General features: G+C 55.5%; 21 protein-coding genes. 11 read left to right on the top strand and 10 right to left on the bottom strand.

Features of this window, described 5'->3' with window-relative positions:
* The first annotated feature begins 45 nt into the window (after positions 1 to 45).
* Positions 46 to 1,401, top strand: coding sequence for a formimidoylglutamate deiminase (locus tag EH228_RS03000; protein WP_152320210.1), 1,356 nt, complete (start codon positions 46 to 48; stop codon positions 1,399 to 1,401).
* Positions 1,398 to 1,952, top strand: coding sequence for a HutD/Ves family protein (locus tag EH228_RS02995; protein WP_152320209.1), 555 nt, complete (start codon positions 1,398 to 1,400; stop codon positions 1,950 to 1,952). The genes EH228_RS03000 and EH228_RS02995 overlap by 4 nt, the downstream gene beginning before the upstream one ends.
* A 96-nt stretch (positions 1,953 to 2,048) precedes the next feature.
* Here EH228_RS02995 and hutC read toward each other — a convergent pair whose 3' ends face one another.
* Positions 2,049 to 2,804 (bottom strand): histidine utilization repressor, encoded by a 756-nt coding sequence (gene hutC, locus EH228_RS02990; RefSeq protein ID WP_152320208.1) that lies wholly within the window; start codon positions 2,802 to 2,804, stop codon positions 2,049 to 2,051.
* Between the two features lie 351 nt (positions 2,805 to 3,155).
* On the opposite strand from hutC, the gene hutH reads away from it, so the two are divergent.
* From hutH to EH228_RS02970, 4 genes are all read left to right on the top strand, one after another.
* Entirely contained in the window at positions 3,156 to 4,715 is a 1,560-nt protein-coding gene (hutH, locus tag EH228_RS02985; protein WP_152320207.1) for a histidine ammonia-lyase, read from the top strand.
* A 10-nt stretch (positions 4,716 to 4,725) separates the two neighbouring features.
* The gene (gene hutU / locus EH228_RS02980; protein ID WP_152320206.1) at positions 4,726 to 6,411 is read left to right on the top strand and encodes a urocanate hydratase; all 1,686 of its coding nucleotides are present in this window, start codon (positions 4,726 to 4,728) and stop codon (positions 6,409 to 6,411) included.
* Positions 6,412 to 6,546: 135 nt separating this feature from the next.
* Positions 6,547 to 7,704 (top strand): M20 aminoacylase family protein, encoded by a 1,158-nt coding sequence (locus EH228_RS02975; protein ID WP_152320205.1) that lies wholly within the window; start codon positions 6,547 to 6,549, stop codon positions 7,702 to 7,704.
* Between the two features lie 90 nt (positions 7,705 to 7,794).
* Positions 7,795 to 8,373: a flavin reductase family protein gene (locus tag EH228_RS02970; protein ID WP_152320204.1), complete on the top strand. Its 579-nt coding sequence runs from the start codon at positions 7,795 to 7,797 to the stop codon at positions 8,371 to 8,373.
* Between the two features lie 71 nt (positions 8,374 to 8,444).
* On the opposite strand, the gene ybiB is transcribed toward EH228_RS02970, so the two are convergent.
* The 3 genes from ybiB to EH228_RS02955 all read right to left on the bottom strand — a co-directional run bounded on the left by ybiB (position 8,445) and on the right by EH228_RS02955 (position 12,722).
* Positions 8,445 to 9,416 carry a DNA-binding protein YbiB gene (gene ybiB, locus EH228_RS02965; protein WP_152320440.1) on the bottom strand — a complete coding sequence of 324 codons (972 nt, stop codon included), beginning with the start codon at positions 9,414 to 9,416 and terminating at the stop codon, positions 8,445 to 8,447.
* Between the two features lie 79 nt (positions 9,417 to 9,495).
* Positions 9,496 to 11,658 carry an ATP-dependent DNA helicase DinG gene (dinG, locus tag EH228_RS02960; RefSeq protein ID WP_152320203.1) on the bottom strand — a complete coding sequence of 721 codons (2,163 nt, stop codon included), beginning with the start codon at positions 11,656 to 11,658 and terminating at the stop codon, positions 9,496 to 9,498.
* 164 nt (positions 11,659 to 11,822) lie between these two features.
* Positions 11,823 to 12,722 (bottom strand): LysR family transcriptional regulator, encoded by a 900-nt coding sequence (locus tag EH228_RS02955; RefSeq protein ID WP_152320202.1) that lies wholly within the window; start codon positions 12,720 to 12,722, stop codon positions 11,823 to 11,825.
* Positions 12,723 to 12,925: 203 nt separating this feature from the next.
* On the opposite strand from EH228_RS02955, the gene speB reads away from it, so the two are divergent.
* Together speB and EH228_RS02945 are read left to right on the top strand one after the other, a co-directional pair.
* On the top strand, positions 12,926 to 13,882 hold the full coding sequence (gene speB, locus EH228_RS02950) for an agmatinase (RefSeq protein WP_152320201.1): 957 nt from the start codon (positions 12,926 to 12,928) through the stop codon (positions 13,880 to 13,882).
* A gap of 225 nt (positions 13,883 to 14,107) precedes the next feature.
* Positions 14,108 to 15,196, top strand: coding sequence for an iron-containing alcohol dehydrogenase family protein (locus EH228_RS02945; RefSeq protein ID WP_152320200.1), 1,089 nt, complete (start codon positions 14,108 to 14,110; stop codon positions 15,194 to 15,196).
* A 73-nt stretch (positions 15,197 to 15,269) separates the two neighbouring features.
* On the opposite strand, the gene EH228_RS02940 is transcribed toward EH228_RS02945, so the two are convergent.
* Both EH228_RS02940 and EH228_RS02935 read right to left on the bottom strand, forming a co-directional pair.
* Positions 15,270 to 16,037, bottom strand: a complete 768-nt coding sequence (locus EH228_RS02940; RefSeq protein ID WP_152320199.1) for an amino acid ABC transporter ATP-binding protein — start codon at positions 16,035 to 16,037, stop codon at positions 15,270 to 15,272.
* 1 nt (position 16,038) lies between these two features.
* Positions 16,039 to 16,689: an amino acid ABC transporter permease gene (locus EH228_RS02935; RefSeq protein ID WP_152320198.1), complete on the bottom strand. Its 651-nt coding sequence runs from the start codon at positions 16,687 to 16,689 to the stop codon at positions 16,039 to 16,041.
* A gap of 408 nt (positions 16,690 to 17,097) precedes the next feature.
* On the opposite strand from EH228_RS02935, the gene EH228_RS02930 reads away from it, so the two are divergent.
* Genes EH228_RS02930 through EH228_RS02920 form a run of 3 tightly spaced genes read left to right on the top strand, consistent with a single transcriptional unit; the run spans position 17,098 to position 19,900 of the window.
* Entirely contained in the window at positions 17,098 to 17,865 is a 768-nt protein-coding gene (locus EH228_RS02930; protein ID WP_152320197.1) for an ABC transporter substrate-binding protein, read from the top strand.
* 56 nt (positions 17,866 to 17,921) lie between these two features.
* A complete protein-coding gene (locus tag EH228_RS02925; protein WP_152320196.1) occupies positions 17,922 to 18,527 on the top strand; it encodes a cupin domain-containing protein in 606 nt (201 codons plus the stop codon).
* A gap of 44 nt (positions 18,528 to 18,571) precedes the next feature.
* Entirely contained in the window at positions 18,572 to 19,900 is a 1,329-nt protein-coding gene (locus EH228_RS02920) for an NAD(P)/FAD-dependent oxidoreductase (RefSeq protein ID WP_152320195.1), read from the top strand.
* 409 nt (positions 19,901 to 20,309) lie between these two features.
* Here EH228_RS02920 and EH228_RS02915 read toward each other — a convergent pair whose 3' ends face one another.
* Genes EH228_RS02915 through EH228_RS02900 form a run of 4 tightly spaced genes read right to left on the bottom strand, consistent with a single transcriptional unit; the run spans position 20,310 to position 24,211 of the window.
* Positions 20,310 to 21,668, bottom strand: a complete 1,359-nt coding sequence (locus EH228_RS02915; protein ID WP_152320194.1) for an MmgE/PrpD family protein — start codon at positions 21,666 to 21,668, stop codon at positions 20,310 to 20,312.
* Positions 21,665 to 22,546, bottom strand: coding sequence for a polysaccharide deacetylase family protein (locus tag EH228_RS02910; RefSeq protein ID WP_152320193.1), 882 nt, complete (start codon positions 22,544 to 22,546; stop codon positions 21,665 to 21,667). Before EH228_RS02910 ends, EH228_RS02915 begins: the two co-directional genes overlap by 4 nt.
* Positions 22,539 to 23,387, bottom strand: coding sequence for a polysaccharide deacetylase family protein (locus tag EH228_RS02905; protein ID WP_152320192.1), 849 nt, complete (start codon positions 23,385 to 23,387; stop codon positions 22,539 to 22,541). The genes EH228_RS02910 and EH228_RS02905 overlap by 8 nt, the downstream gene beginning before the upstream one ends.
* 2 nt (positions 23,388 to 23,389) lie before the next feature.
* Complete coding sequence (locus EH228_RS02900) at positions 23,390 to 24,211, bottom strand: ABC transporter substrate-binding protein (protein WP_152320191.1); 822 nt, start codon at positions 24,209 to 24,211, stop codon at positions 23,390 to 23,392.
* Positions 24,212 to 24,213 lie beyond the last annotated feature (2 nt).

The raw sequence follows: 24,213 nt of genomic DNA, 5'->3' as shown, positions 1-24,213 counted from the left end.
GTATGTATATGTATATACAACCACATTACCTGGGAAGCAACCACCATGCCTCGCTATTTTGCGCCGCGCGTCCTGCTTGAGGACGGCTGGCATCACGATGTACTGATTGACGTTGACGCGACGGGGACCATCAGCGGCCTGACTCCTGACGCCCCGGCGGATAATGCGCAATGCCTGAACGGCGCGGTGCTGCCTGGCATGACTAACCTGCATTCTCATGCCTTCCAGCGGGTGATGGCCGGGCTGGCCGAAGTGGCGGGAGACCCGCAGGACAGCTTCTGGACATGGCGTGAACTGATGTACCGTATGGTACAACGACTCTCGCCTGAGCAGGTCGGCGCCATCGCCAGCCATTTGTATGTGGAAATGCTGAAAGGCGGCTATACCCAGGTAGCAGAATTCCACTATTTACATCACCATACCGACGGCTCGCCTTACCAGGACGAAGCGATGCTGGCACAGTTGATTGCGGCGGCTGGACGGGCTGGCATCGGTCAGACCTTGCTACCGGTACTCTACAGCTATGCCGGATTTGGCGCACAACCCCCACAGGCGGGCCAAAAACGTTTTATTCAGGACAGCCGACGCTACTTGCAACAGCAGCAACGTTTACAAGAAATGATCGCAGGCAAGCCCTTGCATAACCGCGGATTGTGCTTTCATTCGTTGCGTGCCGTCAGCGAAACGCAAATACGCGAGGTGCTGGCCGCCAGTGTGGACTCCCTGCCAGTGCATATTCACATTGCCGAGCAGGAAAAAGAGGTGAACGACTGTCTGGCCTGGAGCGGCGAGCGCCCGGTGGACTGGCTGCTCAATCGTTTTGACATTAATGCCCGCTGGTGCCTGATCCACGCGACCCATCTGGATCAGCGTGAAATTTCCCGTCTGGCCGCCAGTCAGGCCGTGGTTGGACTCTGCCCGACCACGGAAGCGAATCTGGGTGACGGCATTTTCCCGGCGACTGACTATATTGCCCGGGGTGGCCGCTGGGGTATTGGCTCTGACAGCCATGTATCACTGGATGTTGTAGAAGAATTACGCTGGCTGGAATACAGTCAACGCCTGCGGGATCGCCGCCGTAACCGGATTGTCAGCGCTAGCCAGACTTCAGTGGGCGACCTGCTTTATCACCAGGCGCTGGAAGGCGGCGCCCAGGCTTGTGGCGTGAAGACTGGCCGCCTGGCGGTCGGTTATCGGGCTGACTGGCTGGTACTGGCTGATGACGCGCTGTTGAGTAGCACCGCTGACCACTCACTGCTCAATCGCTGGCTTTTCGCCGGTCATCGCGGGCAGATCCAGGATGTTTATGTCGCCGGAAAACAGCTAATACGCCAGGGGCAACATCAGCAGCAACAGCAGATTGACGCGGCGTTGCGCACGGTGATTGAGGCGCTGAAATGATCCATTTCTACGACAGCCAGACATTACCGGTCAGCCAGTGGCGTAATGGCGGCGGCGAAACGCGGGAAATAATCAGCTTTCCACCAGGTGAGCAGACATTCAGTTGGCGTCTCAGTATTGCCACCATTGCCGCCGATGGCCCTTTCTCACTTTTTCCTGGCGTTGACCGGGTGATAACCTTGCTTTCAGGTGCTGGCGTAACGCTGGATGCCCCTGGTCGCTATCGCCAGCTTCTGCAACCTGAGCAACCTTTTGCCTTTGCGGGTGAAGATAATATTGCCGCGCAACTCACGGGCGGCATCAGCCGTGATTTCAATGTGATGACCCGGCGAGCCAGTCATCAGGCCAGAGTGACGGTGATCAATACAAGGTTGGCACCAGAGGCCGCCACCGCCGGAGCCGTCTACGTGCTGGCGGGCGAGTGGCTGAGCGGCGATATAACGCTCAAACCGGGCCAGGGTGTGTGGTGGGACTGCGACGGCTCGGTTATCGAACCGGCCAGCCCGGACGCGGCGTTGCTGGTCACGGTGATCACCGCCCGCATGAGGTAAATACTGCTGATGCGACGTTCTCTACACTCACGGCACGGGCGAAATACCGGGCTGACAGGCGGCACCAGACTGCCCCTGTCTGAATTCCCCCACCGTTCAACCGTGGCCTTTAAACTTGCCCAACAGCTTATAGCGTGAACCGGGATACAGCAGTCGGGCATACGTCACAATCTTCGCTTCACTCCAGGTCTGGCGACGGATCAACAGGCACGGCTCGTGAGACTCCAGCGACAGCAAGTTGCATTGCCTGCGGTCCGGCAGTACCGCCTCCACCACATGTTCCCCCGCCGTCAACGGCGCCACGCGCATCAGATAGGTATACGGTGTCTGGCGATGATAATCCTGCTGCAGATAATCAGGCGCCACCTGCGGGTTAACCAGGCGATCTTCAAGTTGTACCGGCAAGTCGTTCTCGTAATGGACGAGAACCGAATGAAATACCGGACTGCCGCTATTCAGCCCCAGCAACGACGCCTGACCAGGATCGGCTTTCAGCTCTCGCAATTCAATCACCTTGCAACGGTGGCGATGACCACGCTGAGCAATCTCCTCGGCGATATTATGCACTTCCAGCATGGCGGTGTAGCCTTTCGACTCAGCGACAAAGGTGCCGACGCCCTGCATACGGATCAGGTAACCTTCGCTGGTCAATTCCCGCAGCGCACGGTTAATGGTCATGCGGCTGACGCCCAGCTCATTGACCAGCTCACTCTCAGAAGGAACACGCTGATTTGCTTTCCACACCCCTTCGGCAATCTGACTGACTATCGCCTGTTTCACCCGCTGATAAATCGGCGCGGGTTGGTCGCTCATGGCGGCTGAGAGTTGTGAAATGGCAGTCTGCCCGACCATCGTGGTTTCCTTGCTGAAAATAATTGCGTCAGTGTACTGATTACCTTGCCGAATGTATAGACATCTGCCGGGACACGGTTGCACAACTGCAGGGCAAATGCTTCATGATGGCGCATTTTATCCCGACAGCCATCGACGGGAAAAACAGCTTGCAACAAACCTGCCGTACCGCCTGGCGCCGGTAATCCCGTTTTGTGATCGACCTGGCACAAGCATTGCTAATTGTATAGACAAGACTATACACATCTGTTTCACTGCAGAATGTGACCTGTTTGGGGTAAGAGGCCCACGGGCCCCACATCCCGGAATAAGGGATTACAGCACGCGAACTTGTCTATACAGGAGTATACCATGTCAGTCCCCCCGCATTCCTGCCAGTTGACTCCCGGTGAGGTCAGCCTGGCAACGTTGAAACGCATTTATCACGGCGATGTCCAGCTTTCGCTGGATCAGAACGCCCGCGCCAGGGTGCTTAAAGCCCGTGAAACCGTGGACGCTATCGTCAGTGAAGGCAAAGTCACCTATGGCATTAATACCGGTTTCGGTAAGCTGGCGCAAACCTCCATCCCCGCACAACGACTGGCCGAACTGCAACGTAACCTGGTGCTGTCACACAGCGTGGGCATTGGTGACTTGCTGCCGGATAATGTGGTGCGGGTTATCCTCGCCACTAAAATCATCAGTCTGGCCCGCGGCCACTCCGGCGTACGCATTGAAATAATCGACGCTCTGCTGGCGCTGTTCAATGCGGGCGTCATGCCCTGTATTCCGGAAAAAGGTTCCGTCGGCGCGTCAGGTGATCTGGCGCCGCTGGCGCATTTGTCACTGATGCTGCTCGGCGAAGGTGACGTTCGCGTAGCTGGCCGGTTGATGCCTGCCGTTGACGGACTGAAACTGGCGAAGCTGCAACCTTTCGTCCTCGGACCGAAAGAAGGACTGGCCCTGCTCAATGGTACCCAGGTTTCCACCGCACTGGCCCTGCGCGGCCTGTTCGAAGGTGAAAAAGTCTTCGCGGCCGGACTGGTTGCCGGCGCGCTGTCTCTGGAAGCGATTAAAGGATCGATCAAACCGTTCGACCGCCGCATTCATGAAGCGCGAGGACAACAGGGACAGATTGCTGTCGCGGCTGCCGTCACCGCGCTGCTGGACGGCAGCGAGATCCTGCACTCCCACGCCAACTGCGGCCGGGTGCAAGACCCTTACTCCATTCGCTGCGTGCCGCAGGTGATGGGAGCCTGCCTCGATAATCTCCAGCATGCCGCGCGCATCTTACAGATTGAAGCCAATGCCGCATCGGACAACCCGCTGGTGTTCAGCGACACCGGCGACGTTATCTCTGGCGGTAACTTCCATGCCGAACCGGTCGCCTTTGCCGCCGACATTATCGCGCTGGCCATCGCTGAAATCGGCGCTATTTCAGAACGACGCATGGCGCTGTTGCTCGATAGCGGTCTCTCCGGCCTGCCGCCGTTCCTGGTGAATGACGGCGGCGTCAACTCTGGCTTTATGATTGCCCAGGTAACCGCCGCCGCGCTGGCGTCCGAAAACAAGTCGCTGGCCCATCCCGGCAGCGTTGACAGTCTGCCCACCTCGGCCAACCAGGAAGATCATGTGTCAATGGCGACTTACGCGGCCCGTCGCCTTGGCGCGATGTGCTTTAACACCGCGGTGGTGGTAGGGATTGAGGCGATGGCCGCCGCACAAGGCATTGAGTTCCATCGCCCATTGCAAAGCGCCGGACTGATTGAAAACGAGCTGGCGACCCTGCGTCAACGTGTGGCTTTTCTCGACAAGGATCGCCTGATGGCGCCCGATATTGAACAGATGCGGTTATGGGCAAGCAGCGACAATTGGCCAGCCCCTGTCGCCACCCTACTCCCAAGCCATGCTCTAAGCTTCCCGACCCATTAAGGATTAAATGATGAGTGATTCTGTAAGCAACGCTGTGGCCCGTGAAATCCGCGCGCCGCACGGCAGTAACCTGAACTGTGCGAACTGGTTGATTGAAGCCGCTTACCGCATGATCCAGAATAACCTTGACCCGGATGTGGCTGAACGTCCACAAGACCTGGTGGTTTATGGCGGTATCGGTAAAGCCGCCCGTAACTGGGAGTGCTTTGAACAAATCCTGCGTTCGCTGCGGGCCCTGCAACCGGAAGAAACGCTGCTGGTACAGTCCGGCAAACCCGTCGGGGTGTTCCGCACACATGCCGATGCCCCGCGCGTGTTGATCGCCAACTCTAACCTGGTGCCGCACTGGGCCAACTGGGATCATTTCCATCAACTGGATAAAGCCGGATTGATGATGTACGGGCAGATGACCGCCGGTTCATGGATCTACATCGGCGCACAGGGCATCGTACAGGGTACGTTTGAGACTTTCGCGGAAGCGGGCCGTCAGCACTACAACAGCGACCTGAGCGGTAAATGGATCCTGACTGCCGGTCTTGGCGGTATGGGCGGCGCGCAACCGCTGGCTGGCGTGTTAGCTGGCGCATCGGTGTTAGCCATTGAGTGCCAGGAGTCACGCATTGATTTCCGTCTCCGCACCCGCTATCTCGATCATAAGGCTTACACCATTGATGAAGCCCTGGCGATGATCGCGCAGGCGAACCAGGAAAAACGCGCTATTTCTGTTGGTCTGCTGGGCAACGCCGCCGAGATCCTGCCGGAGCTGGTGAAACGCGCCAAAGCGGGGGGGATGAAACCGGATATCGTGACCGATCAGACCTCAGCCCATGATCCGCTTAATGGCTATTTGCCCGCTGGCTGGAGCCTGGAGCATTGGGCCGACGCTCGCCAGTCACAACCGAAAGCGGTGGAGAAAGCCGCCCGCGCGTCAATGGCCGTTCACGTGCAGGCGATGCTCGACTTCTGTCATATGGGCATACCGACGATTGATTACGGCAACAACATCCGTCAGGTGGCGTTGGATGAAGGAGTGCAAAACGCCTTTGATTTCCCAGGATTCGTACCGGCCTATATTCGCCCGCTATTCTGCGAAGGCAAAGGCCCGTTTCGCTGGGTGGCGCTGTCCGGAGATCCCGAAGATATCTACAAGACCGATGCCAAACTGAAAGCGCTGTTCCCGGACAATCGCAACCTGCACCGCTGGCTGGACATGGCGCAGGAGCGCATCGCCTTCCAGGGGTTACCTGCCCGCATCTGCTGGTTGGGGCTGGGTGAGCGGCATCTCGCTGGTCTGGCGTTCAATGAAATGGTGCGCAACGGCGAACTGAAAGCGCCTGTCGTGATTGGCCGTGACCATCTGGACTGCGGCTCTGTCGCTTCACCGAACCGAGAGACTGAAGCGATGAAAGACGGTTCCGATGCGGTTTCCGACTGGCCGTTGCTCAATGCCCTGCTCAATACCGCCGGCGGCGCGACCTGGGTTAGTCTGCATCACGGTGGTGGCGTTGGCATGGGTTTCTCGCAACATGCCGGGATAGTGATCGTCTGTGATGGCAGCGTGGAGGCCGATAAACGTCTGGCCCGTGTGCTGTGGAACGATCCTGCGACCGGCGTGATGCGCCATGCCGATGCCGGGTACGCGCTGGCGCAGCAGTGCGCGGCAAAATACCAGTTGAACCTGCCCATGGTGAAATAATTGCCCTGGCCGGGCAACCGCCCGGCCGCTCTGTTTTCGCCCCCGTTGATGTGCAATCCCCTACCTGTCCCCCTTTTTATGCTACCTTATTTCAGCCAGATATCAGGAATACCCGCCTGGAGAGGAGAGGAAGATATGGCTATTGCCGTTTCGCTGATTGAAGAAGCCACCGCGTGGCGCAGGCAGTTTCACTCGCAACCAGAACTGGGCTACCAGGAACATCAAACCTCGCGCCAGGTCGCGGAACAGCTACGGGCCTGCGGACTACAGGTACATAGCGGACTGGCCGGTACCGGCGTGGTTGGCACGCTGGAAAACGGCCCCGGCCCCGCTATCGGTTTTCGTGCCGATATGGACGCATTACCGATGACTGAACAGGGCGATGTCCCCTGGCGTTCCACCCAGCCAGGGGTGATGCACGCCTGTGGTCACGATGGTCACACCGCGATACTGCTGGCTGCGGCTAAGCACCTCAGCAGCAGCCGTAATTTCAGCGGCACCCTGCATTTCGTCTTTCAGCCCGCCGAAGAAAATCTTGGCGGCGCGCGAAAAATGGTCGCTGACGGCCTGTTTGAGTTGTTCCCGATGACGGCTATTTACGGTCTGCACAACTGGCCGGGTCTGCCGGTTGGTCATCTGGCTATCAACAGCGGCACGATGATGGCCTCGCTGGATGCGTTTGAAATCACACTGCACGGCAAAAGTTGCCATGCGGCGATGCCGGAAAGCGGCGCAGACCCGATTGTGGCTGCCGCGCAGTTGATCCTTGCCTTGCAAACCATTCCGGCTCGTCGTCTTTCGCCGCTGTCCTCCGCGGTGATCAGTATTACGCAAATCAACGCCGGCGAGGCGATTAATGTTATCCCTGACCATGTCGTACTACGCGGCACCTTACGTTGTCTGCAACAGGAAGTGCGGATGAAAGTTCGCAGTATGATCGACGCGTTTGTCACCACCCTCACCGCGCCATTGGGGATTGAGGGCCACATCAATTATCTGTCCGACTACCCGGTGACCTGTAACGATGCCGCTGAAGCTGAAAAAGTACGGGATTGTGCACAGGCATTACTGCCAGAAGAACAGGTACACTGGGGGATCAATCCATCAATGGCCTCAGAAGATTTTGCCTGCATGCTGGAGGCCTGTCCTGGTGCCTACTTCTGGATGGGGGCCGACGGCGCCACGCCGTCCAGACCGCTGCACAATGCGCATTATGATTTTAACGATCAGTTGATCGGGCCTGGCATCGCATTATGGGCCACACTGGCAGAACGCTTGTTGCCACTGGGCTGACTGGAGCGGATAAAGCCTGCTCTGGGTAGTAAGCCCGGCGACAGCGCGCGTGACGGTAATCTGTTGCACTGTTTTCTTGAAAGGTCATTTATGCACACTATTGCTCCAGTTGAACTGGAAAAAGCCTATCGTTTGATTAATCACGGCCCGACTATTCTGGTTTCTGCGCGTGATAACGGCACGGAAGATGTGATGGCGGCGGCCTGGGCCTGTGGTCTGGACTTTGCCCCAGCGAAGCTGACCGTGGTCATTGATAAAATTGCCAAAACCCGTGAACTGGTTGAGGGTAGCGGTATGTTTGTCATTCAGATCCCCACGGTGGCACAGATCCAGATGACGCATGCCGTTGGGACCCGTAGCCTGTTTACCGACCCAGACAAACTGGCGAACTGCGGGGTAGAACTGTTCAGTTTTGCCGGTTTCGATCTGCCCTTTGTCAGCGGCTGTTCCGCCTGGCTGGCCTGTCGTCTGATAGCCGAACCGCATAATCAGCAGGTTTACGATCTGTTTATTGGCGAAGTCGTCGGCGCATGGGCCGACACCCGGGTATTCAGCGACGGTCACTGGCATTTTGAGCAGGCCCCGCCATCGCTGCGCAGCCTGCATTATGTCGCGGGCGGTCAGTTCTATGCCACTGGCGAAGCACTGAACGTTCCTTCAGAAACATAAACGCCGGGCCGCCTTTGCCGTTGATGTAGAGCCCTGCGCTCTTTCCGGGCAGAGCCCGGCTTGATGCAACCTCAGTACCCCGCCTGCGCCAGTTGCTGTAAGCCACTCGCTACATCGGTCGCCCGCCCTGTCGCCACATAGCAGCAGGCGATTTGCTGGCGCAGCGATTGCGGCACCGCCACTTCACGGTTCAGGCAACGGGTTATCCAGGCGGCGGTCGTCTGCGCGTCTTTCCCTTGCGGCAAGGCCTCAGGCGCTATACCGCTCTCTTCCTGCCGGGGCAGTAGCACTGCGGGTTCCGCCCCGGCAATCAAACTGATTGTCGGGCAACGCAGCGGATTGGCATATACCTCCCCTTCGCTACCATTAAGCAACAACGCCCGACCACCAACAGCCTGGAAAAATTTCCCTACTCGCGGGATATATTCCGGATGCGAGACGCTGGATACACGCAACGCCTCGTGTTCAGCAAATGGGGTGAGCAGCTTGGCAAGGGTGTGGGCGCTGTTACGCACCCCCATACGCCAGCGCAGTGCAAGTTGCCTGTCCAGCGGCGGACACAGTGACGCGACGGAGATAAAAACCAGTTGACCCTGTGCCAGCCTGTTCTGCGCGTCTTCAGCCGTGGTCACCGCCGGGATCCCCAACGCCGTAAAAATCTCTTTACTGGTCACCCGGCCAGGATCGTCGCTGACGCCATGAACCACCACCGGAAAACCCAGCGCAGAAAGCAGCAATGCCAGTAACGGCGTCAGGTTGCTCTGCTTACGCGCCCCATTATAGCTGGGGATAACCACTGGCATTGGCCGGCTGACAGGCGGCACCAGCTTGAAAACCCGTTGCTGCATCGCCTGGTAGAACCCGAGCATTTCCTCTTCGCCTTCGCCTTTAATGCGTAAGGCAATCAAAATACTGCCCATTTCCAGATCGGGGACGTCTCCGTCCAGCATACGGCTGTACAGCTCACGGGCCGTGGCGAGATCGCTATCCCGGGCATGATTTTTTCCGCGTCCGACTTCTTTAATTATTTTGCGGTATTCCATACTTTCGCTCTGTCTGGTTGTTAATGATGACACCTGACCACCGGTTGAACGACCAACGCCATAACGTGTTTTTCAGCGCTTAACGGCGACGACGGGTGGCGGGCCGCTGACCACCGGAGAGCGGACTGGCTTTGGGCAACTCACCCTCCGGCATCTCGGGTTGCTCAATCGGGAACACTGGCAAGGCACCCAGCAACCTTGCCCCGTAACGCTTGCTCAGTATGCGTCGGTCATAAATGACCACCTCGCCAAAACATTGATGACTGCGGATCAATCTGCCCACCTGCTGAATCAGGTTGAAGGAGGCACTCGGCAGGCTCTGCACTTCAAACGGGTAACGCTTCAGACTTTTCAGCCATTCGCCCTCGGTCAAAATAACCGGACTGTCCACCGGGGGAAAAGCAATTTTATGAATATGCACCTGCGATAGCAGCTCACCCTTCAGATCCAGCCCCTCGGCAAAGGATTGCAGACCAACCAAAATACTGGTTTCTCCCTGCTCCACTCTTTTGCGATGCAGGGCGATCAGCGCCGAACGGGGTTTATCGCCCTGTACCAGCATTTTCAGACGCAGTTCAGGCAGATAAGCAATAAATTGCTGCATCGCCCGGCCACTGGCAAACAACACCAGAATGCCCTTGTGCGCTCCGGCATGAATCTGTTGACGGAAAAAGTGCGCCATCTCAGCCAAATGTTCAACTTCGTTCGCCAGCATCGGCTCATAGCGCATCTGTGGAATAATCAATTTACCCTGATCGATATGGTTAAATGGCGAGTCCAGTGCAACAAAGCGATCCCCGGCCTGTTCACTCAGCCCGGACATCTCCTGCAGGCGCTGGAAGCTACTCAGCGAGCGCAGCGTAGCCGAAGTCAGTACCACATGGGGAACTTTACGCCACAGCAGTTTCTCCAGTTGCTCACTGACCCGGATACCGGCGCAATGGAAGGTCAGATGTACCGTCCCCTCACGAATATCCCGGGTCACCCATTTGGAGATCGGCGCACCAGAAGCCTGTGCCATGGCCGCCAGACGCCACAACTTGCTACTGGCCTCAAACCAGCCCAACGCACGGTTCATTTGCAATCGCGTGCGGTTCAGACGCACCACGTCGTACTGCCCCGACTTCTCGCTGAGGTCATTAATCAACGCTTCCGCCAGTCCCCGCAGCCCATCGCTGAGTTTGAATAAGCTGGCGCACAGAGTCAGTACCTCGTCCGGCAAGTGCCCCATTTCAAAACGATACTCGCCTGGCTGATGATCTGGCGGCAATAACTGCGTCAGGATCTGCGACAGTTGCTGCAACTGCTCGCTCAGCGCTTCACAATGCGTTTTCAGGCGTTGCGGGTCGCCCAGTCCCGGTATTTTTTTCGGCCGAAACTGCGTCATGCACTGCTCCACCAGTCGGCAGAAAAGATCGAGCTGGATACGGTTCCAACCGGGGGTAATGTCACCGCTCATTTCCAGCGCATCACGCGCCACATCAGGCAGATGGTGGCCTTCATCCAGTACCAACAGCAGGTTTTTGGGCGCAGGCAACACCGATTCACTCTCCAGCGCCGCCATCACCAACGCATGGTTGGCCACCACCACATCGGCATGTTCAATTTCACGTCGCGCCACGTAAAACGGACATTCGCGGAACCAGTGACAATTGCTGCCCAGGCAGTTCGCTCTATCGGTACTCAACCGTTGCCAGAGTGAATCCTCTATCGACTGTTCACAGTGGTCGCGCAAGCCGTCCCAATGGTAACTCGTGAGATTTTTCTCCAACTGGCCGCAAACGGCGCGCTCATCCTTGCTGGCGGTCATCTCATCGTCGAGGAACAACAACAAATCTCCCTGCTGCTGCTCGTCCGTCGCCAGTGCCGACAGGTTGCGCGGACAAACATAGCGCCCACGACCAAAAGCGGCGGCGAACCGTAGATCAGGAATGATTTTCTTCAGCAGCGGCAAATCTTTGCGGTAAATTTGATCCTGTAACGCGACATTCGCGGTACTGACCACCAATGGCTTCTCTTCCGCACGACTTATCGCGATCCCTGGGATCAGGTAGGACAGGGTTTTACCCACTCCGGTCGGCGCCTCTATCGCCAGATGGCGCCCATCGTCCCCCGCCAGAGTTTTAGCCACTTCGGCAATCATCTGCCGTTGTGGGGCGCGGGGAATAAAATCAGGGATTTGCTGCTGGAGGGCTTTGTACCACTCGGCAATTTGCGCTTTTAACGCGGCAGATAGCGCCATAACAACCACTTTTCATCAAAACAGACTGTATTTTTACACAGTATCTTCTCTGCGTCAGCCTCCGGTTTAGTGAATATCGCCGACTAAACCGTCAGTAAGCATTTCCCAAAGCAAAGATCGTGAAATTTTCCGTGAAAAGAGTAAACCAGCCTCAACCGGGCCGGTTATTCTTCTGCGATAACCTGGGATTTGAGCAGATCGCGAAAGGCGCGGATCAACGTCTCCCGACTGCGGCCCCGGCGGAAGATGAGCGAGAACGGCGCCTGATAGCTGAACTGCTGCGGGAATAAAACCCGCAGGCGTCCGTTTTCAACCCAGGGCTGCGCGCAATGCTCCGGCAGGTAACCGATATAGCGCCCGGAGAGGATCAATATCAGTTGCGCTTCGATACTCTCGACCGATGCGGCACTGACTTTGAAACCGCGACGTACCAGCTCTGACTGATTCCAGTAACTGCGGGTGACAAAACCATAGCGGTGCAAATCATCAGCCCTGGCGTCCACATCACTAAACAACTGATGCCGGTCACTACAGTACAACCAGTGCTGCTCGTGGTGCAGCGGCACCGTCAGTAGATTATTCACGTTGAGCGGAAAATGGCCGACCGCCAGATCAAGCCGGTTATCCAGCACCTGCTGCTGCAATTCGTTAGGATCGTGCACCGACAGATTCAGATACACCGCCGGAAAGCGCTCGCTGAACTGATTAATGCTTTCCGCCAACCCCAGTTGACGGTCAGTCACGGTCGAATCCACCACCCCTAGCGAAAAAATGCCGCCCTGCGCCGTTTTCAGACTGTCGACCTGACGATCAAAGTCCGACAGGGTACTCAGCAATTGCAGGCTGTATTGCAAAAACTGTTCCCCTTTCGGCGTTAACGCAAAACCGCCACGCCCACGCTGACAGAGCACAAATCCCAGTTGCGCTTCCAGCTCGCTCATATAACCGCTGATCGCTGGCGTAGTCATATTCAGCGCCTGTTGCGCCCGGGAATAGCCCTGACAACGGGCTACAGTGGCAAAAATAGTCAGCAATTTCAGATTAGGCAGGCGATTGACGCTCACAGCATCTCCTTCAGTTGACAAAAAATAGATCCCCCGATAAATGCAAGTCACCGGATAAAACGCTTTTGCACTGCGCTGCCATTGGCAGTATGGCAGAGATAGTTAAGTAATTCCTGAACTGATTATTTGTTGCCAATGATTTTTTCTCAGTCTTATCCGACAGATGATAGTGACCTGTCATATGATTCAATGGAGAGCTACTGATGGATTCTGATCGCGCTTCCCCTTTTCCACAGCCGCAAAGCGCTAATGACATGCCTCGCTTTGCCGGTCGCAGCACGATGATGCGTCTGCCAGCAGTCGATCAACCCGATGGGCTGGATGCCGCTTTCATCGGTATTCCGCTGGATATCGGCACTTCGCAACGTTCCGGAACCCGCTATGGGCCAAGGGCCATCCGGGCTGATTCAGTGATGATCCGCCCCTATAATATGGCGACCGGCGCAGCGCCATTCGATGCCCTGCGCGTGGCTGATCTCGGCGATGTGCCGATCAACCCCTATAATTTGCATAAGTCGCTGCAAATTATTGAGGACTATTACAGTCGGCTGAACGCCTTTCCGCTGGTGCCGCTGACGATGGGCGGCGATCACACCCTGACGTTGCCAATCTTAAGAGCGTTGGTGAAAAAACAGGGTCCCGTGGGGTTAATCCATGTCGATGCACACACCGACACCAATGATGAAATGTTTGGTGAAAAAATTGCTCACGGCACGACCTTCCGCCGTGCGGTGGAAGAAGGCCTGCTGGACCGGCAACGCGTGGTGCAGATTGGTCAGCGAGCGCAGGGCTACGCAGCCGGAGATTTCCAGTGGGGCGTAGATCAGGGTTTCAATCTGATCCCGGCGGAAAAATGCTGGTACCAGTCGATGACACCGCTGATGGCCGAGGTACGCCAGCGAATGGGAGACGGGCCGGTCTATCTTTCTTATGATATCGACAGTTTCGATCCGGCCTGGGCGCCCGGAACCGGTACCCCGGAAGTTGGCGGCCTGACATCAATACAGGGCCTGGAAATCGTACGCGGTTGCCGGGGACTGAATCTGATTGGCGCCGATCTGGTCGAAGTCTCGCCGCCTTACGATATCAGCGGCACCACGTCCCAATTGGCAGCCAATATTCTGTATGAGATCCTCTGTGTGTTACCCGGAGTAAATTAAAATCACCGCCTGATCCATGCAGGTTACCGGACAAAACGCTAAAAACGGGTTGGGCAGCGCCAGCCCTGGGGAGTCGAACCGACCGGCTGAATCGACTGCTCAGCATCCATCCCCGGCGGCTCACTCAAGGCAGTGAGGGAAGCGTTCGCACCGTCAACCTCCGGCAACCTGACGTATCAAGGCAATCACGGCGCAATGCGCCGAACTACTGAGGCGAAAGTCAGCATGTCTGAACAAAATCTGGTTTTTCCCGCCCGCGTGTTACGGGGTGCCGGGGTGTTACATCAGCTCGGCGAAATTTGTAGTGAGTTGGGGCAGCGCGCGCTGCTGATTGGCGGGCATCAGGCGCTGAAAGCCGTCGAACCCCTGGTGCGCTCGCAACTGGCCGATGCTGGCGTTGCCTTGTCAGGCAGTGAATGGTTTGGTGGCGAGACCTCTCTACAGCAGATTGCCCGGCTGGGCGAACTGGCGACATCGCAGCAAGTGGACGTGATTATTGCCGCGGGCGGTGGCAAATCGCTGGATACCTGTAAGGCGGTTGGCGCTGAACATAACATCCCGGTCATAACCATCCCGACCATCGCCGCCACCTGCTCTGCGGTCACGCCACTGAGCATTCGCTATGACGATAACGGTAACTTCCTTGATATTTTCCCGTTGCCCCAGGCGCCTGCCGCGGTGATTATCGACAGCGAACTGCTGGCCAGAGCGCCCCTGCGCTGGTTGTCCGCGGGACTGGGCGACACGCTGGCAAAGTGGTATGAGTTTCGCGCCGTCAGTCAGCGTCATCCGGCGTTGTATGCCAATGCCCGTTCGTCACTGGCGCACAGTCTGATCTGTTATGAAATCATTGCCGCTCACGGGGCGAAGGCCTGTGCCGCGGTACGCAACATGCTGCCGGATCATCACCTGGATCAGGTGCTGGATGTGATCTTTACCGTTGCCGGACTGACCTCACTGATGAGCAATGGTGCGCACGCGGCGGCGGCCCATGCTATCTACGAAGGGTTCACTTTCTGCGATAAAACCCGCGAGTTCGGTCATGGCCTGCTGGTGGGTTACGGCAATCTGTGCCTGCTGGCGCTGGAACAACGCAGTGATGAAGAACTACGACATGAGATGCAACTGGCGCGGGAATGTGGCGTACCGCTAAGTCTGACAGAGATTGCGGACGTAACGGAAGCGGATCTGGAGGTTATCGTGCGTGGATCCGTTCATGCGCCAGACATGGAGAATATGGCAGAGCCGGTAACCGTCGAGGGGCTGTATCAGGCCATTGCGCGTATTGAAGCGCTGGCGGCTGAACTGACCTGAAACTCAGAGAGCAATGGCAACCGGGCGCGCACCGGTTGCCTGTCTGTTGCATCGCGCTGCCCGCCCCCCTCGCCTAAGCACAGGTTTGCACGCCGTCAGGCGGCATTCCCCCACCACTGCCCAGGACCCGGCGCAAAAAATCCTGGGTACGCAGTTCCTGTGGTTGCAACAGCACCTGCTCTGCCGAGCCCTGTTCAACAATAAGCCCACTGTGCAGAAAACAAACCCGATCCGCCACTTCACGCGCAAAATGCATTTCGTGGGTAACAACAATCATGGTCATGCCTTCCGCCGCCAGAGTGCGCATAACCTGCAATACCTCGCCAACCAACTCGGGATCCAGCGCTGAGGTTGGCTCATCAAACAAAATCGCTTTCGGTTGCAGCGCCAGGGTCCGCGCAATCGCCACGCGTTGTTGCTGCCCCCCTGAAAGTTGAGCGGGGAACGCATTGAACTTTTCAGCCAGACCGACCATGGAGAGCAACGCTTTGGCACGTTTTTCCGCCACACTGCGCGGTTCACCGTTAACGTGTATCGGGCCTTCCATCACGTTTTCCAACACACTACGATGTGGAAAGAGGTTGAAGCGCTGAAAAACCATACCAATCTGTCTTCGCAAATTATTAATATTCTTATCTTTGTTATTCACCCGTTGCCCAAGGACATAAATATCACCTTCTTCGTAGCTTTCCAGGCCATTGATACAACGCAACAGGGTCGATTTTCCTGAACCGGACGGGCCAATCAAACAAACCACTTCACCCTCTGCGACGGTAAAATTCACCCCTTTCAGCACCTCAACATGCGCAAATTTTTTATGAACACCCTTAATTTCAATCATGTCATTTTCCTGTGATCTGGCGTTTTTCCAGCCGCTTCGTCAGCGCCATTAATGGCAAACTCATCAGCAGGTAGAGCAATGCGACCAGGGTATACACGGTGGTATTGTCAAATGTCGACGCGGCGATTAATTGCCCCTGACGCGTCATTTCGGTAACGGCAATGGTTGAGGCCAACGCGGAATCTTTCAGCATCATCACCAGCGTATTGCTGTAGGGCGGTAACGCGATGTGAAAAGCTTGGGGCAGAACCACACGACGCATGGCCTTACTGAAGCTCATCCCCATCGCGCGCGCTGCTTCAAGTTGGCCACCATCGACAGCCTCAATACCGGCACGAAATATCTCGGCAATATAGGTCGAGAAACAAAAGGCGATACCAATAACACTGGCCTCAAAAGAAGTGAGCGTTATGCCGATATCAGGAAAAACAAAATAAATATAAAACAGCACCACGATCATCGGCAGACCACGCGTAATGTTAATCACCGTGGCTGTTGGCCAGGAAATGACTCGCCAGGGACACATTTTGGCAGCCGCGAATAACAACCCTAAAGGCGTACTGATGATCAGGGACAGAATAGTAATGTAAATAGTCATTTCAGCCCCTTTTAATAAAAAGGGTAGATAAATATGAATACTGCCCCAATCCATTATCTTCTCCTGTTCAACGGCTTCTTCCTGCCTGATATTCCGGTCATGCGGCAAGCAACTGCTGCATTGGGCATGAATCAATGACCGATATCATCGCATCGGGCCTTCACCTGTCGCTGACTTATCACGCAAACTCTTCACGGCATCAACGGAATATTCATTATAATGAATATCTTTCTTGCCAAATCGCTGTCAATAAATTACCGCGCCAGGGTAATAGCTTTTACTTATCGGCTTCATATAAATTGGTTATAAATATAAGTTAATCCAATAAAATAAAAGGAATTGGCAGCATAACAACCCACATTGAATTAAAAAATAAAACATTGACAGCAGCTTGATAGTGGCAGTATTAATTTCATTATAATGAAAATACCTTCCCCGTTGTATATAATCCAGGAGAAAGTTATGTCTGTCATGCGTTCACGATTTTTGAGCAGCTGTTACTGTCTGGCGGTCAGTTTTGCTGCGGCGGTCAGTTTTAGCGCACAGTCTGCCGTTCTGACCGCAGGCTCGCCCCCTTCCAGCGCGCCAACGACCTTTCTCAATACGCAAACGGGAAAAATTGAAGGGTTTATGCCAGACGTCGCGGCGGAGGTGATTAAACGTCAGCATCTGGATGTAAACTTTACCGCCATTCCTTTTTCGACCCTGATCCAGTCGGTTATTGCCGGTAAAATCGACCTCATTGTCGCCGGCATGACCCCAACAAAAGAACGGGAAAAACGCATTTCTTTTTCACAACCGGTGACCGCGTTTGGCGCGGGTATCGTCGTGCGGGATGATAACAAAAAAACCTATCATGACTGGCAAGATCTTAAAGGTGAAATTGTTGGCAGTATGGCGGGAACAGACTATACGCAAAGCCTGATGACCAGCGGGATCGCTAAAGAAGTGAAAGTCTATGACAGCCCGGCGGATATGACCCGAGACCTTTCTCTGGGACGTATTAATGTGGGGATGAATGATTACCCTATTCTGAAAGCTCAGCAGAATGCCGGTGGATTAAAAGGCATGCACGTGGTCGACGACTATAAACCGCAGACTATCTCACCGATGGCTTTTGGTGTGAAAAAAGGTAATGACGCCTTACTGGCTAAAATTAATCATGCCCTGACAGAGATGAAAGCGGATGGAACCTTACAGAAAATTAAAAACAAATGGGGAATGCCATAAGTATAAGGTATGACGGCGATATAAAATAAAGAGCCACCGCTTACGGATCGTGTTAAATGAAAAAAATACCTAACTGGAAAACTGACCCGGACGTGTTTGCCGCTGATATTGGTTCACGGCTGAAAACACTGCGTAAGGCGCGTAATATGACCATCACCGAACTGGCCTGTCAGGCGAATGTTTCCGCCGGCGCAATTAGTCAAATTGAACGTAACCTGACGAATCCTACCGTAAGAGTGTTGGAACAATTACGATTGGTGCTGAAAGTCCCCTTATCGGCGTTTCTCGAAGAAACGCCCCGCTTGCACAAGGGGGCTGAACATTATATTCGTCGCTGCCATGCCCGGCCGCATTTCAATGTGGGTAAATACGGTATAGCCAAAGAAATGTTGTCGCCATCTGGCGATCACAACGTACAGTTCATGTTCATTACGGTTCCCCCCGGTGTTCGTTCGGATGAAATGTTGATGGGGATGGGTGAAAAAGCGGGACTGGTCATTGACGGTGAATTGACGCTGGAAATTGGCAATGATGCTGCACCGCTTTTTTCTGGTGATAGTTTCCAGTTTAGCAGTCAGTTACCACACAATATTTTTAACCATAGTGATACCGCAGCCAGAATAGTATGGATTATGTATATTCCGTCTGAATATCATCTCTGAATTTATTCCCTTTTCGTCACCGTATCTGTCAGGAAGGTCAGTCAATGCGTATAAAAGTTAATGCTGTAACCGATAACGCTACGTTTCCCGAAGAGGTTGATGTTGTGGTCATCGGCGGCGGTATCATTGGTACCTCTGTCACCTATGAACTGGCAAAACGCGGGGTGTCAGTAGCGTTGTTTGAAAAAGGCGTCATCGGGGGAGAGCAATCAGGCCGCAACTGGGGCTGGGTAAGGCAACAGAATCGCGATCTGTATGAACTACCTATGGCGATGCGCAGCCTGCAACGCTGGGAAGAATTGGGTAAGGAGACCGGGCTTGACCTTGGTTTTCGCCGTCATGGTATTGCTTATGGCACGCTGAATGAAGCTGATCTTGCCAAATGGGAAGCCTGGGGCGCGCAGGCAAAGCAACTGGGATTTGTCAGCCACCTGCTCACGGCAAGTGAAGCACAGCAACGCATTGGCGATCGTTTACCGTGGCTGGGCGGCGTCTGGTCACCGACCGACGGTCGCGCTGAACCGTCGATGGCCGCTCCCGCGATCGCAACCGGCGCACAGCAACGAGGGGCATTTATTCATCAACACTGTGCGGTGCGCGGTCTGGACATCAGCGCCGGACGCGTCTCTGGCGTCTGGACAGAACGCGGCCTGGTTAAAACCAACCGGGTTATCTGCTGCGGCGGCGCATGGAGTTCACGTTTCTGTAAACAGTATGGCATTGAACTGCCCAGCGCCAACATTCTGGGAACGGCGTTTAAAACCACTGCGGCACCAGAAGTGCTCAACGGTTGCCTGAGTACGCCGAACCTGTGCATCAGACGGCGTCTCGATGGCAGCTACACCGTGGCAATCCCTGGCCGTGGCCGCCTGAATTTAGCGCCGCAGAATATCCGTTATGCGGCAAAATTTTATCCCATGTATCGCAGCAATATCGCCAAGCAATTGAAAGTCCGCCTCAACGGATCCTTCTTTAGCGGCCCTGAAGCCGCAGGCACCTGGTCTAATGATCAAGTCTCGCCCTTTGAGAAAATTCGCGTGCTGGATCCGGCCCCGGATAAACAAATTTTACGCGAAGCGCTGCAAACGCTGGTTGAACTGTTTCCCGATCTCAAAGGAATTGCTATCGATCATGCCTGGGGGGGATGGATTGATACCACGCCGGATTTAGTCCCGGTGATTGATGAAATGGATAATGTTCCCGGACTGTTTATTGCCGCTGGTTTCAGCGGACATGGCTTTGGCATTGGTCCCGGCGCGGGTGAATTGTGCGGACAAATTCTCACTAACAGCCGACCTTATACTGATGTTACGCCATATCGTCTGGCGCGGTTTGCTAAGGGGAATGCCATCCGCGAACCACAGATGATGTAAGAGAGTACGATGCGGGCAGCGTCCGCATAATCTGGACGATTTCATCGTCTGTGTCATAGAGAATTATTGGGCAACCGGAATAATTCTGACGGATGGCAACCCGATAACCTTTTTCCGGTTATCGGGAGAAAAACTGAGTGAGCGAAGGGCTGCTTTGGCTCTTTCCAGGAATATACCTCTGCCATGGCGTCCAATCTCCCCACGGTTAATCCCCTCATTTTAACGGAGGGCTGTCTCTGGGGGGCGGAACCGGCGTTTAAGGGGACGGCAGAGGTGGGATAACTGCTTGTTTTATTAGCCATACATTCCTGTTAAAGGCCCGGAGACTCGGGCCGGTATTTCTTACATGAATGACATTGTGTGATTGACCCTTTTTTATTTTCCCGCCAGTTCTGCGGGAAAGTACGCATTACTTTTGCAACAACCTGACCAGCATCGAAATATCAGCGATCCCGGCTAATCCCAGGCAGCACTCACGCAACAGGTCGCACTGCTCTGCCGCCATGACTCGCGCTGCCAGTCGATTAAATTTTGCTACCAGGGCATCATCGCTGAGCGGATTTTGTGGTGAGCCCAGCGGCACAGTCACCTGCCTGCGCCAACGCTGACCGCTGATCGTTTCCAGCTCGACTATCGGTTCGTCGTTACTGCTCTGCTCAGGATCGATGTGCACCGTAATGCGTGGCAGCATGGCGCTGATTGCCGCGCTGGCCCGTCGATCAGCGTCATAAGCATCCAACCCGGCATGGCCAAACACCACCCGCGCCGCCAGTGCATACGGCAGGCTCATCTGCGCGGCAGCCAGGCTTTGCCTGTCGGTATTGCCGCACATCTCCAGCAGGAACGGATTGAGCCAGACATGAATTCCCGCTATTTGATCGGCTGAACAGTGCTGTTCATCCATCAACAGACCAATAGCATCAATCGCCGAATGCGTCCCCCGGCAGGAGGCGTAGGGTTTAATCGAACAACGGTTCAGCTTCCAGACCTCCCCCAATCCGGCAGTCAGTGCCGCTGGCTGGCTGGTGAGCGGCGCGAACGTTTTCAGGAATCCCCCCCACACATCTTCAAAGGTTTGTGAGGCACCCGTGATACCGTTTGCCGCCAGCATCGCCGCCAACAATCCCCCTTCCGCCGCCCGTCCGGCATGCAATTTTTTACTCTGAGAACCATCGTGGATAAAGCCCCATACCCCACTACTGAAGCTGGCGGCAATCCCCAGTGCCTGCACAATCTGCTGTTCACTGAGCCGCAGCAACGCTGCGACTGCCGCAGCGGCGCCAAACACCCCACAGGTGGCGGTAGAATGCCAGCCCGCCTCGTTATGCGGCGCGTAACCGCCACAGGCTTCCAGCACACGACGCCCGACATCATAGCCCAACACCACCGCGCTGATTAAATGCTGACCAGAAACCGGCCCATCGCACAAGGGCAATGCCGCCAGAACCGCCGGCAACACCACCGCGCCGGAATGATCGCAACCGCCGGTATCATCCAACTCATACATATGCGCAGCGATACCATTGAGCCACGCCGCATTTCGCGGACTGGTTTGCAATGCGCTGCCCCACACCACCGCCTGCGACGTACCCCCTTCAGCAATCACCGTTTGCCGTACTGCCTGCGTTATCGGGCTGTCGCTGCCTGCCAGCGCGGCGCCGAAAGTATCCAGAATATGCCGCTGCGCCCGTTCGACCAGCGACGCAGGCAGATCACTGAAACGGGTTTGCGCGATAAAGCGCGCCAGTTGCTGCATTGCCTGATTCATCCGTTTTGCTCCTGAATCTGCCGCTGGAAGATTTCAGCCGGGTGTTCGCTGACATTATCCGGCTGCGTCTGCCACCAGTCCGCCACGTCTCCCGCTGTCGCCAGCCACACCTGTTGCTGTCCGGTAATAAAGTCCAGCAATTCACTCAGCAGGCCAATTCGCCCTGCCGTGCCGATGATTTCTGGATGAAGACGCAGTACATAACACAAACCAAAACGGTGAAAACCGCGGAAATCCAGCTTGAGGTTCTCCAGCGTTTGTTGATACGAGGCAATTCGTGACTGCCCCGGCGGCACTGCCGGACTTAGATTGAAGGCGAAATAGGGTTCATCTTCCAGTTCATAGTGCAGCGGTAACTCCACCAGCCGGGTAGACGGATGAAAATAGGGTAAGTCGTCACCACGCCATGAGGAAGACCAGCGGATCCCTGCCGCGGCCAGCGCTTCAGCCAGACCGGGTTTCCATTGTCCGGCGGGTGTGCGAAAGCCCACCACCGGATGCCCGCAAGCCGCCTGCAACCGGGCACAACCTTGCTTAACACTGGTAATCTGCTCCTGCAAGGTCAGCGTATCGAAGTTTTGATGACGTTCGCCACTACCGGCAATCTCGTGTCCTGCCGCCACCACCCGGGCAAATATGGCTGGGTTTTCTTCTGCCACAATGGCGGGTAAACACCAGGTGGCTCGCAGATTTTTCCTGGCCATCAACGCCAGCAAGCGATCAACACCGCGCAGCGTACCATAACGCCAGACTGACAGAGTCTTATCCCTGCCAGCCACCGCAGGCGTCTGGGTCAGAATGCCATGAATATCGTTAAAATCGATGGTCAGTACCACCGCCGATTGCTGCCCGGCTGGCCAGCGAGTCTGTTCAGTCATGTCGCTGCTCCTGCAGATACCAGTGGGCGACGTCGCGGCAGCGGGCGAACCAAACATCCCGCTGGCGCATATGGGCGATAAATTGCTCAAGCAACAGGATGCGCCCGGGTTTACCGCTGATTTTAGGGTGAAATAAAGTGGTCAGGCACAGACCTTCGTCCATCGCGCCATCAAATTCACGGCACCAGTTATCCAGCGTCAGCGCATAACTGGCGGTGCGATCCAACCCCTGCGGGAAATTCGGTTCACGGGTATAAGCCAGCGAAGCATAATCGTCCATCTCCCACTTACCGGGGATCTCAACCAACGGCTGCTGATAACCCGGTACGCTGATGGCATAAGGCCGATCATCGCCACGCATACTGCTGGAGTAAGTCACGCCCGCATCCAGTAATACGCTGGGGGTTTCCTGATGCCAGTCGCCCGAAGGGGTTCGGAAACCTTCGGCACGGATGCCCAGCCGCTGCCAAAATATCGCGCGTGATTTTTCCATCACCTGACGCTGCTCATCACCGCTAAGAGCATAAAAAGATTCATGGCGATAACCGTGGTACGCCACCTCATGCCCTTTTTCCACAATCGCGGCGCACTGTTGCGGCCACTGCTCCACCACCCAACTGGGGATGAAGAAAGTGGCTGGAAGGTCATATTGTTCAAGCAAATCCAGCAACCGCCCCAGTGCGCGAAATGGGCCGTAGCCGCCAAACGTGAAATATTCCGGTTTCTGCCAAATGGTGCCGTTGAGCATCGCGTCACCGGTTGGCCCGTCAAGGTCAAAAGCCAGCGCCATACAGCCCACCTTACCCTGCGGCCAGCGTGGGCGAACGTCAGGTGCTATCATGATTATTTCCCGTTAACGGTCGCCGTCTTGACTGCGTTAGCGCCCAGTCCCCATTTATTCAGGATCTTCGCGTAAGTGCCGTCAGCAATCAGCGCATTCACCGCGCCCTGCACGGCAGCGATCAGCGCCGGATCATTTTTGTCGATCGCCATCCCGGTGAACTGCACGGCAATGGCTTTATCCAACGGCTTGTAGGTGTTTTTCTCCAGATTCATCACGTATGGCAACGTTTCGCTGCCCTGTACCGCCCCATCCAGACGCCGCTGACGCAGCTGGGTACGGGCATCCGCAGTACCTTCCGCTCCAACTACCACGATAGCGGGCTTTCCTTTAGCTTCGCAGTTCGCCTGACTCCATTTAGCAATTTCCTGCGGGAAGGTAGTACGACGGCTGGTACCGACTTTTTTACCGCACAAATCGGACGCAGTATTGATGTCTTTACGTGCGACCAGGGTGTAGAACTGCGGACCGGTGGTGAAGTAGTCGATAAAGCTGACCACCTTCTGACGCTCCGGGGTATCGGTCATCCCCGACATCACCATATCGACTCGTTTGGTCGCGACAGCATTCACCATCTGTTCAAAAGCAATTTCCTGCCAGTTGATTTTGATGCCCAGTTTGTTCCCTATGGCATTGCCCAAATCGACATCCACCCCACTCAGCGTGTTGCTGGCTGGATCTTTAAACTCCATTGGCGGGTAGTTCGGCATTATCGCTACCGTCATTTCCCCTTTCGCTTTCAGGGCCGCAGGTAACTCAGCGGACCAGGCGGTGGATTGCAACAATACCGTCGCTACAACGGCAGAAAGTACGATCTTTTTCATCT

The sequence above is a fragment of the Erwinia endophytica genome, from assembly GCF_009295515.1.
Taxonomy (GTDB): domain Bacteria; phylum Pseudomonadota; class Gammaproteobacteria; order Enterobacterales; family Enterobacteriaceae; genus Erwinia; species Erwinia endophytica.
Note: the sequence above shows the minus strand (reverse complement) of the source record. Positions and strands in the feature narration are given on the sequence as shown.